A 12,902-nucleotide genomic window follows, 5' to 3' on the forward strand; every position below is an offset into this window, starting at 1 on the left:
GCTTTTTCACCGTTCTTGCGCGCCAATACGAACTCACGGAAACGCCCCACAGGGGGACGGTTGCGCAAGGCGTTCTCGGCCAACATCCGCTGGAACAGTCGGTTATCGCCAACCTGATCGAGAATCCCGCGGCGCAATTGCTCGCACCCTTGCTCGTCACCCCAAACCACGCGCAAGTCGAAATAGATGCTCGAACCGAGAAGGTTCTCCGGCGTCGCCTCGCGGATAAACGCTGCAAACCGCCGCGCCCATTCGGCACGCGACAAGCACAGCTCCGGGTTGCCCGCCATGATGTTGCCCTTGCACAGCGTGAAGCCGCACAGCGCCAGGCTTTGGTTGATCTGCTGGGCAATCGGCAACAATTTTCCACGTATCTCTGCCGCATGCGCAGCGTCCCGAGCTTCGAACAAAATGCCGTTGTCCTGATCGGTGTGCAGCGTCTGCTCGCGACGGCCTTCACTGCCGAAGCACAACCAACTGAACGGCACGCCGGGGTCACCTTTTTCGGCGAGGGTCAACTCGATCACCCGGCACACGGTGTGGTCGTTGAGGAGGGTGATGATGTGAGTGATCTGTGTCGACGACGCGCCGTGCGCCAGCATGCGTTCGACCAGTTGGCCGATCTCGCCGCGCATCAACACCAGGTTTTCCACGCGCGGGGCATTGCGAATCGTCCGTGCCAGGTGCACCAGATCAACCCGTTGCAAGGAAAACAGGTCACGCTCCGAGACCACGCCGCACAGGCGCTGATCTTTCACCAGGCACACGTGGGCGATGTGCCGCTCGGTCATGGCGATGGCCGCGTCGAAAGCGCTGTGGTCCGGTGTCAGGAAAAACGGCGCCCGGGTCATGTGCTGCTCGATAGTTTCGTTGAAGTCGTTGATGCCCTCGGCCACGACATGGCGCAGGTCGCGCAGGGTGAAAATCCCCAGCGGGGCTTTGTGCTCATCGACCACGACGATGCTGCCGACCTGCTGTTCGTGCATCAGCGTCACTGCTTCACGCAGCGGCGTCGCCGGGCTGCAAGTCACCGGGTGGCGCATGGCCAATTCGCCCAGGCGTGTGTTCAGCGAATACTGAGTGCCCAGGGTCTCCACGGCTTTTTGCTGGACTTGCTGGTTGACCTGATCCAGCAAGCTACTGACGCCACGCAGGGCAAAGTCGCGAAAGGTGCTGGAAAGCGCGAACAGTTTGATGAACGCCAGCTTGTTCAGCTGCAGGCAAAAGGTGTCTTCGGCGGCGAGGTGTTCGGTGCGGGTCGCACGCTCACCCAGCAGCGCGGCGAGGGGGAAGCACTCGCCGGTGGTGATTTCGAAGGTGGTTTCGGTGCCGCCCTTGGCGGTATGCGGGCGCTCACCGACGACGCGGCCCTGTTTGACGATGTAGAAATGCTCAACCGGGCCATCGGCGGGCTTGATGATGCTCTCGCCGGGGGCATAAAAACGTAGCTGACATTGCTCAACCAGGTACGCCAGGTGAGCGTGTTCCATCTGATTGAAGGGCGGAAAACGCTGAAGAAATTGCAGAGTGCCCTGGATGTTCTGCAACACCGCGGTTTTCCCTGCCTGTGTGAAGGCGTCCGCTTTACTCATAACCATTACCGCAGTCGTTGGAGTTATTGTTGTCGGATGACCCAACCATGGTCGGCCCCTGCGCGCAGGGTGCCCATTGGACGTAAGTCTAGGTTGGCAGTACGGGTGTCGGTATTTGGGAACGGTCTGACGCAACTGTGGGAAAAACCTCCTACATTGGCTATAGGAAACTTTTCCGACCAAGCGCACATTGAAGGTCTGCTTAGCGATGTCTGACGGATGTGCTAGGGAAAAGAAATGAAAACGTAGAGTAAGCCATGTCCGACCACGATATTTTGAGTGACGCCGAGCGCAAGGCGCTGAGTGACGTCATGCTGGAACCTGACCTGCCGCCGCAGCGGGTGCTGATCGTCGACGACGATAAAGACGCGCGCGAGTTGCTGTCGGGAATTCTGGCGCTGGACGGGGTGCGCTGCATGACTGCCGCCAGTGGCGAAACGGCACTCAGGATGTTGGAGACGATGCCATCGATTGGCCTGGTGATTACCGATCTGCGGATGGGAAATGTCGATGGTCTGGACCTGATCCGCCAGGTTCGTGAGTCGGTTCGGGCGGCAATGCCATTCATCATCGTTTCCGGTGACGCCGACGTGAAAGATGCGATCGCCGCGATGCATTTAAGCGTGGTCGACTTCCTGCTCAAGCCTGTCGATCCCGACAAGCTGCTGGCGCTGGTCAAACATGAGTTGGGAATGGATTCGCAGGTTCCGATTTGAAACAAAAAAGCCCTGATCTTTCGATCAGGGCCTTTTTTGTCCGGCGTCAGCGCTTAATTACAGGCCATTGGCTGCCTTGAACTCGCGACGACGACGGTGCAGAACCGGCTCGGTGTAGCCGTTCGGCTGTTTAGTGCCTTCGACCACCAGTTCGACCGCTGCCTGGAAGGCGATGTTGCTGTCGAAGTTCGGTGCCAGCGGACGGTACAACGCGTCATTGGCGTTCTGACGGTCAACCACTGGCGCCATGCGCTTGAGGCTTTCCATCACTTGCTCTTCGGTGACGATGCCGTGGCGCAGCCAGTTGGCGATGTGCTGACTGGAGATACGCAGCGTTGCACGGTCTTCCATCAGGCCGACGTCGTTGATGTCCGGCACTTTCGAGCAACCCACGCCCTGATCGATCCAGCGCACGACATAACCGAGAATGCCTTGGGCGTTGTTGTCCAGTTCGTTCTTGATCTGTTCTGCGGTCCACTGCGGGTTCACCGCCAATGGAATGGTCAGGATGTCGTCCACCGAAGCACGGGCACGTTTGGCCAGTTCAGCCTGACGGGCGAACACGTCAACCTTGTGGTAGTGCAGCGCGTGCAGTGCAGCGGCGGTCGGCGATGGCACCCAGGCGGTGTTGGCACCGGCCAGCGGGTGAGCGATTTTCTGTTCGAGCATCGCGGCCATCAGGTCGGGCATGGCCCACATGCCTTTACCGATCTGCGCACGACCTTGCAGGCCGGTGCTCAAACCGATATCGACGTTCCAGTTCTCGTAGGCGCCGATCCACTTCTCGGCCTTCATGTCGGCCTTGCGCACCATCGGGCCGGCTTCCATGGAGGTGTGGATTTCATCGCCCGTGCGGTCGAGGAAACCGGTGTTGATGAACACCACGCGCTCGCTGGCCGCCTTGATGCAGGCCTTGAGGTTGACCGTGGTACGGCGTTCCTCGTCCATGATCCCGACTTTCAGCGTGTTGCGCGGCAGACCGAGAACTTCTTCGATGCGACCGAACAGCTCGTTGGTGAACGCGGCTTCTTCCGGGCCGTGCATTTTCGGCTTCACGATGTAAACCGAACCGGTGCGGCTGTTCTTGCGCGAACTGCTGCCATTGAGGCTGTGGATCGCCGCGAGGCTGGTCACCAGGCCGTCGAGAATACCTTCCGGCACTTCGTTGCCGTCTTTGTCGACGATGGCGTCGATGGTCATCAGGTGACCGACGTTACGCACGAACAACAGCGAACGACCATGCAGGCTCAGTTCCTTGCCATCGACACCGGTGTAGGTGCGGTCGGCGTTCATGGTGCGGGTAAAGATCTGACCGCCCTTGGAAACTTCTTCCGACAGATCGCCCTTCATCAGGCCGAGCCAGTTGCGGTAGATCACCACTTTGTCATCGGCATCGACGGCGGCGACGGAGTCTTCGCAGTCCATGATGGTGGTCAGCGCGGCTTCCATCAGGATGTCTTTGACGCCGGCAGCATCGGTCTGGCCGACCGGGGTGCTGGCATCGATCTGGATTTCGAAATGCAGGCCGTTGTTCTTCAGCAGGATCGCGGTCGGAGCGCTAGCGTCGCCGTGGAAACCGATCAGATGGGCGTCGTTGCGCAGGCCGGTGTTGCTGCCACCTTTAAGGGCGACCACCAGTTTGCCGTCAACGATTTTGTAGCCGGTGGAATCGACGTGGGAGCCGGCCGCCAAGGGCGCGGCTTCGTCGAGGAAAGCACGGGCGAAGGCAATGACCTTGTCGCCGCGAACCTTGTTGTAGCCTTTGCCTTTCTCCGCGCCGTCAGCTTCGCTGATGGCGTCGGTGCCGTAGAGCGCGTCGTACAGCGAACCCCAGCGGGCGTTCGAAGCGTTGAGCGCGAAACGGGCATTCATCACCGGGACCACGAGCTGTGGGCCGGCCATGCGGGCGATTTCGTCATCGACGTTTTGCGTCGTTGCCTGGAAGTCCGCTGCTTCTGGCAGCAGATAACCGATCTCTTGCAGAAAGGCTTTATAAGCCACGGCATCGTGCGCCAGACCGGCACGGGATTGGTGCCAGCCATCGATACGAGCCTGGAAATCATCGCGTTTGGCGAGTAGGGCTTTGTTCTTCGGGGCCAGGTCATGGATGACCTTGTCGGCACCGGCCCAGAACTTATCGGCGGTGAGGCCGGTACCGGGAATGGCTTCGTTGTTCACGAAGTCGAACAGGACTTTGGCGACCTGCAGGCCACCGACTTGAACGTGTTCAGTCATTGCTTGCCTCACTCTGCTCAGCTATTTCGCTTTTCAGCTCTTCAATTTTGACAATGAAGCCTCTGGCCATTTAAACCACAAACCCGTCCGCCAGTACATGCTCTTGCGAGCGGCTGGGTTCGGTCCGATCAACGGCTTGTAGGCCTTGCTGACTGGGCTTTTCAGGGTTGCGAGTGTGCCTGTGGCAGACATCGGTCCAACGTTATGTAGTGCGCGCTGCGGCATACTACATGATGAGTTGCGCTTGTGAAAATTAGACTAATTACGTCGTTCTGCGACCCCATGACGCATTGCAGTCATGTCGGGGAACAGGATGTTCTCAAAAAACTATTAGATTGTTCCAGTTAAATATAAAAACTTGTACACGATTTGTTGTTGGCAGGTTTGTCGGCGGCGCACCAATCGCGAGCAGGCTCGCTCCCACAAAGGCGTGCGAAATCTTTTGTGAGTGTGCCTGCTTGCGATGGCGCCATACGAATCAACGCAGCATCAGCCCTTGCCTATACTTGGTTTTCTATAACAAAAGTCATGACAAGAGGGCTGCGCCATGGACCACCTCGTACTCACAGTATTTGCTCCAGACAAGCCCGGGCAGGTCGAGCGCATCGCCCAGTGCATTGCCGAGCACGGCGGCAACTGGCTGGAAAGCCGCATGTCACGCATGGCCGGACAATTCGCCGGGATACTTCGGGTGGGCGTGCCGGCCGAGGCCTACGATGAACTGGTGGATGCCCTGCAAGCGTTGTCCGCCCAAGGCATTCGCGTACTGATTGCCGAAAGCGGTATCGAGCAATCCTGCACCTGGAAGCCGATCGCAATGGAATTGGTGGGCAATGACCGTCCGGGGATCGTGCGCGACATCACTCGTTTGTTGAGTGAGCAGGGCGTGAACCTTGAACGGTTGGTGACTGAAGTGCGGCCGGCGCCGATGAGCAGCGAGCCGCTGTTTCACGCTGAGGCAATCCTCGCAGTGCCGCTGACCTTGTCGCTGGACGTATTGCAGTCGCGCCTGGAAACCCTGGCGGACGATTTGATGGTCGAACTGGTACTGCGCAGTGAGCCTTGACAGGGTTATCCAAGTTTAACGTGCATCCGCCTGTGGATAACCTGTAGAGACAGCCCGCCAGCCCACGCCGGCCGGGCTTCTTCAGGGTCTGATCAAAAAACCATCAATTTCAACAAGTTGCGCACAAACGCCGGGGATCACGCTGTGGATAACCTTGGGAAGGATCGATGCAGGCCACGTAGAACGTGGCCTGTAGAGGTTTGTGCGTTTTTTGATCAGGTGCGGCGACGCAGACTTATCCACGCGTCGACGCTATAAACCGCCAAGCCCGCCCAAATAAAGATGAACGCGACGAGCGTGCTGGACGACAGGTGTTCGCCAAACAGCAGGACGGCTTGCAACAGCACCAGCGTCGGCGCCAGGTACTGGAGGAATCCCAGGGTCGTGTAGGGGATATGCCTTGCGGCGGCGTTAAAACAGATCAGCGGTACCAGCGTGATCGGGCCGGCGGCGACCAGCCACCAGGCTTCGGAGGTGGTCCAGAACTCAGGTTGCGCGCTGGCCGCCGTCGGGTTGAACAGCAGCCACGCGACTGCAATCGGCACCAGCATCCAGGTTTCCACMACTAGACCGGGCAGTGCTTTGACGGGCGCCTGCTTGCGGATCAATCCGTAGAAACCAAAGGACAACGCCAGCACCAGTGACACCCATGGCAGGCTGCCGACTTGCCACACCTGCTGCGCCACGCCGACTGCCGCAAGGCCCACGGCGATCCACTGCATGCGCCGCAATCGCTCGCCGAGGATCAGCATGCCCAGCAGGACGTTCACCAGCGGGTTGATGTAGTAGCCGAGGCTGGCTTCGAGCATCCGCCCGTTGTTCACTGCCCACACGTAGGTCAGCCAGTTGGCCGCAATCAGCGTGCCGCTCAGGGCCAGGATCGCCAGGCGTTTGGGGTTGTCACGCAACTCGCGCCACCAGCCTGGATGTTTCCATACCATCAGCAACAAGGCGCCGAACAGAGCGGACCAGAGCACGCGATGGATGATGATCTCCGCGGCGGGCACGTTGGCGATGGCTTTGAAGTAGATCGGGAAAAGTCCCCAGATGATGTAGGCAGTAAGGCCCAGAATGTACCCGCGACGCGGGTTGGCGGCTTGCATGCAGAATCCTTGCTTAGGCAACTAACAAAGTGGGGATTGTAAGGAGATTTGTCTGCTGATGTCCTGCCTGAATAGGTAGGGCAATTGTGAACACGCAACCCTGTAGGAGCGAGCCTGCTCGCGATAGCGTCGGGTCAGTCGACATCGATGTTGAATGATCAACCGCTATCGCGAGCAGGCTCGCTCCCACTGGGGAGCAGGGTGAATCAGAAGAGTTTTAGTGGCTCTTCATTCAGTGCAGCCAATTGCTCACGCAACGCCAACACCTGATCACCCCAATACCGCTCACTGCCGAACCACGGAAAACTGTGCGGGAACGCCGGGTCGTCCCAGCGACGGGCAAGCCAGGCGCTGTAGTGCATCAAGCGCAAGGCGCGCAACGGTTCGATCAACGCCAGTTCTCGCGGATCGAAATCGTGAAATTCGTTGTAGCCGTCCATCAGTTCCGACAACTGCACGAGACATTCCTGGCGGTCGCCGGCCAACATCATCCAGATGTCCTGCACTGCCGKGCCCATGCGGCAGTCATCGAGGTCGACGATGTGGAACATTTCATCGCGGCACATCATGTTGCCGGGGTGACAGTCGCCGTGCATGCGGATGTTCTGGTGCGGCGTTGCCTTGTAGACCTCTTCCACCCGCTTGAGCAGGTCGCGGGCCACGGACTCGTAGGCCGGCAGCAGGCTTTTGGGTACAAAGTTGCCTTCAAGCAAGGTGGTCAGCGAGTCGTGACCGAAGTTCTTCACGCCCAGCGCTTCACGGTGGTCGAACGGTTTGGTGGAACCCACGGCGTGCAGGCGACCCAGCAACTGACCGAGGCGATAGAGCTGATCGAGATTCCCCGGCTCCGGCGCGCGGCCACCGCGGCGTGGGAACAGGGTGAAACGAAAGCCGTTGTGTTCGTGCAGGCTGGCGCCGTTGTGGATCATTGGCGCGACCACTGGCACATCGCACTCGGCGAGTTCGAAGGTGAACTGATGCTCTTCGAGAATCGCTTCGTTGGTCCAGCGCTGCGGACGGTAGAACTTGGCGATCAGCGGCTCGGAGTCTTCGATGCCGACTTGGTAGACACGGTTTTCGTAGCTGTTGAGCGCGAGAATGCGCGCGTCGCTGAGAAAGCCGATGCTTTCGACGGCATCGAGCACGAGGTCTGGGGTGAGGGTTGCAAACGGGTGGGCCATGCTGACTCCTGCGCGCAGCAGGCTGCCGCGTCCGGCCAAGCATGGTAGCGCAGACGGGCTGACTTTAGGGGATGGGATCGTTCCCACGCTCYGCGTGGGAATGCAGCCAGGGACGCTCCGCGTCCCCAGAAGCGGACGCGGAGCGTCCGGTGAGGCATTCCCACGCAGAGCGTGGGAACGATCATTTACTAGCCTTATCAGGCGCCGACGACCCCGCCATCATCCCGGGAAATCGCCATCACCGAAGACCGCGGTTTGCCATTCGGCAGATGCTCCGGGAACGTCGAACCGCCGTTCTCCCCCGGATGCTGAATCCCGACAAACAACGTCTTCTGATCCGGCGAGAAGCTGATCCCGGTGACTTCGCAACCTACCGGCCCGACCATGAACCGGCGAATTTCCCCGGTCTCAGGGTCGGCACACAGCATCTGGTTATTGCCCATGCCGGCAAAATCACCGGCGTTGCTTGAGTCGCCATCGGTGAGAATCCACAGCCGTCCGGCCTTGTCGAAGCCCAAACCATCCGGGCTGTTGAACATGTTCTGCGGCGTGATGTTCGACGAACCGCCCTTCGGCGTGCCGGCGTGAATGCCCGGGTTGCCGGCGACCACAAACAGGTCCCAGGCAAAGCTTTTCGAGGCGTGATCATCGCGGTCAGTGCGCCAGCGCAGAATCTGCCCGTAGACGTTTTTCTCACGCGGGTTTGGCCCGCCCACCGGTTGGCCTTCTTCGCCGCGTTTGGCGTTGTTGGTCAGCGTGCAATACACCTGGCCATCCTTGGGGCTGACCACTATCCATTCCGGACGGTCCATGCGCGTGGCTTTCACCACACTGGCGGCGAGGCGCGCGTGGATCAGCACTTCGGCCTGGTCGGCAAAACCGCTGCTGGCGTCGATGCCGTTTTTGCCGTGGGTCAGTTCGACCCACTCGCCTTGGCCTTTCGGGTGATCGGCATTGCCGTCGCCGGTGTCGAAGCGCGCCACATACAAAATGCCGTGATCCAGCAGGTCGCGGTTGGCCTTGGGGTTTTTGTGGTTGATCTTGTCGCGGCTGACGAACTTGTAGATGAACTCTCCACGCTCATCGTCGCCCATGTACACCACGGCGTGGCCGTCATGGGTTTCTGCCAGCGCGGCGTTCTCATGTTTGAAGCGGCCAAGGGCCGTGCGCTTGACCGGGGTCGATTGCGGATCGAACGGGTCGATTTCCACCACCCAGCCGTGACGGTTGAGTTCGTTGGGATTCTTCGCCAGGTCAAATCGCTCGTCGTGCTGATGCCAGTTGATCTCTTTACTGGCCGCCACTGCGCCGTAGCGTTTCTGCGCGGCATCGAATTTATGTTCGGCATTGCTGCTGCCGAAGCAATCAGTGAAGTTCTCTTCGCACGTCAGGTAAGTGCCCCATGGTGTCTTGCCGTTGGCGCAGTTCTGGAAGGTACCGAGGGCGTTTTTGCCGTGTGGGTCGGCGCTGGTTTTCAGCAGGTCATGGCCGGCGGCCGGGCCGCTCAGGCTGATCGGTGCGTTGCCGTGAATACGCCGGTTGTAGCGCGAGCCCTGGACGAATTGCCATTGACCGTTCTTGCGCTGCACTTCGATCACCGACACGCCTTCGCAGGCCAGCGCCTTGCGCACTTCTTCGGCGGACTGCGGCATGCCGCCATGCGGGTAAAGGTAGCGATAGTTGGTGTATTCGTTGTTGATTGCCATCAGCGCCCGGTCTTTTTCACCGGGAAACTCGAACAGGCTCATGCCGTCATTGTTGTCGCCGAACTGGACTTCCTGTTGCTCGGCCGTGCCGTTGCCACTCGGGTCGAAGGCTGGACCGTTCTTTTGCAGAGGCTGGCCCCAACTGATCAGCACCGAGGATTTGTAGCCTGACGGCAAGGTAATGGCGTCGCTGGTGGCGGCGGGGATGCTGTCGAAACCCAACAACTTGCTGGTGCCGGCGCTAACACTCGCGGCGAGCACGCTTCGGCTCAGTAGGTTGCCACCGAGGAACATGGCGGCACCGCAGAGGGCACCGGCGCTGATGAACCCACGACGGCTGAGGCCGACCATCTTTTCGAGGTCGGTGGAATGGTTTTCTTCTAATAGGCTCACATCAGGCTCCCTGCGGGTTTTTGCAGCCACCTTAAAGTGCATTGGTGACGCTTTTGTTTCAGAGCGGTGTACCGAGCAACACGTTGGATGGCGCGAACTGCACCAGCACCGGTTTGGCAGCGGCAAGCCCTAGCGTGCGCAAATGCAGCGGCTCGGCCAAGGCGCACAGTGTCTGGCCATTGGGCAGGCCGATTCGTACTTCGCTGGGGCCGTCTTCGGCGTCGAGAATGGCTTCGATGATGCCTTTCAAGAAGTTGTTGCCGGGTGTTGCTTGTTGATCGATACCCAACAATTCAAGCCAGCCGGCCTTGATCAACGCCACCACTTCGGTACCGGTTACCAACTCCAGGCGCAGGGTGCTGTCGTGGGTGATCTGCGCATCGATCGTCAAGCCTTCGGCCAGTTCAAGACGGATCCGGTCGTTGCGCCCCTGAGCTTCGATCCCCACCACTGTGCCGTGCAATTGATTGCGCGCGCTGGTCCGTAGCATCAGGCGACCAAGCAGGTCCAGATCGCTGGCATCTTCGGCCGCCTCCAATACCTGGGCCTGCAAGGCTTGCAGTTTTTGATACAGGCGCAACACACGCAGGCCTTCGCTGGAGAGTTTGGCGCCGCCGCCTCCCTTGCCACCGACACTGCGTTCCACCAGCGGCTTCTGCGCCAGGTTGTTCAGCTCGTCGATCGCATCCCACGCCGCCTTGTAGCTCAGGCCCGCGCTTTTCGCGGCACGGGTGATCGAGCCTTGTTCGGCGATGTGTTGCAGCAACGCAATGCGCTGCGGACGACGGACAATGTGCTGGGACAACAATGTAGGCAAGGACATGGCGAGGTGCTTTGGGCTGAGACGATGCAGAGGACGTTGGCTGCTGCAAGCCTGGGAGTCAAGTCAGGCCATGTCGCCCGGTTTGGGGGTGCGGGCCAGGCAGTACACGTCAACCCGCGCAGCACCTGCGTCCATCAATAGTCGGGCGAGGGCTTGCGCCGTGGCGCCAGTGGTCAGCACATCGTCGACCAACGCCAAATGACGACCCTTGATGCGCGCGCCGGGCGTCAGGGCGAAGGCGTTGCGCAGGTTCTTTTTGCGCGCGTCGGCATTCAAGTCCTGCTGTGCGCTGGTGTCTTGGGTCCTCACCAGCAGCGTTTCGTCGCAAGGAATGTCCAGATAAGTGCCGAGCCAGCGGGCCAGCATGGCGGCTTGATTGAAGCCCCGTTGGCGCAGGCGTTTAGAGGCCAGCGGCACCGGAACGAGCGCATCGGGACGATCCAGGTCTTCGTCGAAGCCATGTTGCAGGAATTGTGCGAGAAGTTCGGCGAGCAGGCGGCCAAAGGGCCACTTTGCAGAGTGCTTGAAACGTGTGATCAGGGTGTCCACCGGGAAGCTGTAAGTCCACGGCGCGGCGACTTGCTGGAACGCGGGCGGTTGATTCAGGCACTGACCGCAGGTGAGTCCGGAACCCGGTAAGGGCAAGGCGCAGGTTTGGCAGTGATCCCCAAGCCAGGGCAGCTCCGTTTCGCAGGCCATGCAGATCGGGATGTGTTCATCGGCCGGTTCAGCACAGAGCAAGCAGTGTTGTTTGTTTTTTAACCAGATGTAAACCGGTCCTTCGTAACGTGGTTGACAGCGCATGAGTCTTCCTTAAATATGCCGAACATCCGTGTCGCGTCTGTGGGTATTCCATCCCTCAGTCGCTTGCCAAGCATAAAACAAAGGAAACGCCCATGAGCGCCAGCACCTCTGCAACCCTGCGTCATGACTGGTCTTTGGCCGAAGTCAAAGCACTCTTCGTTCAGCCATTCAATGACCTGTTATTCCAGGCTCAGACGGTGCATCGCGCGCATTTCGACGCCAACCGCGTCCAGGTTTCCACGCTGCTCTCGATCAAAACCGGCGCCTGCCCGGAAGATTGCAAATATTGCCCACAGTCCGGTCACTACAACACCGGCCTGGAAAAAGAAAAGCTGATGGAAGTGCAGAAGGTCCTCGAAGAGGCCGCTCGCGCCAAGGCCATCGGTTCGACCCGTTTCTGCATGGGCGCGGCGTGGAAACACCCGTCGGCCAAAGACATGCCGTACGTTTTGGAAATGGTCAAAGGCGTAAAAGCCATGGGCCTGGAAACCTGCATGACCCTGGGCCGCCTGGACCAGGACCAGACCGAAGCCCTGGCGCAGGCCGGTCTCGACTACTACAACCACAACCTCGACACCTCGCCGGAGTTCTACGGCAGCATCATCACCACTCGCACTTACAGCGAGCGCCTGCAAACCCTGGCCTACGTGCGTGATTCGGGGATGAAAATCTGCTCAGGCGGCATCCTCGGCATGGGCGAGTCCCTCGATGACCGCGCCAACTTGCTGATCCAGCTGGCCAACCTGCCAGAGCACCCGGAATCGGTGCCGATCAACATGCTGGTGAAAGTCGCCGGTACGCCGCTGGAAAATGCCGAAGACATCGATCCATTCGACTTCATCCGCATGCTCGCTGTTGCCCGTATCCTGATGCCGCAATCCCACGTGCGCCTGTCCGCTGGCCGCGAAGCGATGAACGAGCAGATGCAGGCCCTGGCGTTCTTCGCCGGCGCCAACTCGATTTTCTACGGGGAAAAACTGCTGACCACCGCCAACCCGCAGGCTGACAAAGACATGCAACTGTTCTCGCGCCTGGGGATTCTGCCGGAAGCGCGCGAAGAGCACGCGGACGAGGTGCATCAGGCCGCCATTGAGCAGGCACTGGTTGAGCAGAAGAGCAGCGAGCAGTTCTACAACGCTGCTGTTTAATCGACGCTGATCCCCTGTGGGAGCGAGCCTGCTCGCGATTGCGACCTTCCAGTCACATCAATGTTGGCTGTGAATCCGCCATCGCGAGCAGGCTCGCYCCCACATTGGAATGCGATCAAATGTGGGAGTGAGACC

The 12,902-nt window shown here is 59.7% G+C and carries 10 protein-coding genes; 3 read left to right on the forward strand and 7 right to left on the reverse strand.

The genetic code is table 11. The annotated features are described in order from the left end of the window. Positions 1-1,598, reverse strand: a 1,598-nt coding sequence (locus AC1DSG_RS19740; RefSeq protein ID WP_477792389.1) for a DUF294 nucleotidyltransferase-like domain-containing protein, incomplete at its 3' end; no start/stop codon positions are given. 251 nt (positions 1,599-1,849) lie between these two features. On the opposite strand from AC1DSG_RS19740, the gene AC1DSG_RS19745 reads away from it, so the two are divergent. Beyond that, on the forward strand, positions 1,850-2,308 hold the full coding sequence (locus AC1DSG_RS19745) for a response regulator (protein WP_477792390.1): 459 nt from the start codon (positions 1,850-1,852) through the stop codon (positions 2,306-2,308). Positions 2,309-2,365: 57 nt separating this feature from the next. Here the strand turns inward: AC1DSG_RS19745 and AC1DSG_RS19750 are convergent, their stop codons facing one another. Continuing rightward, a complete protein-coding gene (locus AC1DSG_RS19750) occupies positions 2,366-4,543 on the reverse strand; it encodes a malate synthase G (protein WP_477792391.1) in 2,178 nt (725 codons plus the stop codon). 547 nt (positions 4,544-5,090) lie between these two features. Between AC1DSG_RS19750 and AC1DSG_RS19755 the strand changes: the two genes are divergently transcribed. Then, a complete protein-coding gene (locus AC1DSG_RS19755) occupies positions 5,091-5,609 on the forward strand; it encodes a glycine cleavage system transcriptional repressor (RefSeq protein WP_046029919.1) in 519 nt (172 codons plus the stop codon). Positions 5,610-5,824: 215 nt separating this feature from the next. On the opposite strand, the gene rarD is transcribed toward AC1DSG_RS19755, so the two are convergent. The 5 genes from rarD to AC1DSG_RS19780 form a co-directional block, all read right to left on the reverse strand. After that, a complete protein-coding gene (rarD, locus tag AC1DSG_RS19760) occupies positions 5,825-6,712 on the reverse strand; it encodes an EamA family transporter RarD (protein WP_477792392.1) in 888 nt (295 codons plus the stop codon). A 206-nt stretch (positions 6,713-6,918) separates the two neighbouring features. Beyond that, positions 6,919-7,893: a serine/threonine protein kinase gene (locus AC1DSG_RS19765; protein ID WP_477792393.1), complete on the reverse strand. Its 975-nt coding sequence runs from the start codon at positions 7,891-7,893 to the stop codon at positions 6,919-6,921. A 197-nt stretch (positions 7,894-8,090) separates the two neighbouring features. Continuing rightward, positions 8,091-9,992 carry a PhoX family protein gene (locus AC1DSG_RS19770; RefSeq protein ID WP_477792394.1) on the reverse strand — a complete coding sequence of 634 codons (1,902 nt, stop codon included), beginning with the start codon at positions 9,990-9,992 and terminating at the stop codon, positions 8,091-8,093. Positions 9,993-10,050: 58 nt separating this feature from the next. Further along, positions 10,051-10,815: a TOBE domain-containing protein gene (locus AC1DSG_RS19775; protein ID WP_477792395.1), complete on the reverse strand. Its 765-nt coding sequence runs from the start codon at positions 10,813-10,815 to the stop codon at positions 10,051-10,053. Positions 10,816-10,878: 63 nt separating this feature from the next. Continuing rightward, on the reverse strand, positions 10,879-11,619 hold the full coding sequence (locus AC1DSG_RS19780; RefSeq protein ID WP_477792396.1) for a ComF family protein: 741 nt from the start codon (positions 11,617-11,619) through the stop codon (positions 10,879-10,881). A 92-nt stretch (positions 11,620-11,711) separates the two neighbouring features. On the opposite strand from AC1DSG_RS19780, the gene bioB reads away from it, so the two are divergent. Next, on the forward strand, positions 11,712-12,767 hold the full coding sequence (gene bioB / locus AC1DSG_RS19785) for a biotin synthase BioB (RefSeq protein ID WP_477792397.1): 1,056 nt from the start codon (positions 11,712-11,714) through the stop codon (positions 12,765-12,767). The last annotated feature ends 135 nt before the right edge of the window (positions 12,768-12,902 follow it).

Source organism: Pseudomonas sp. P5_A12 (assembly GCF_056400685.1).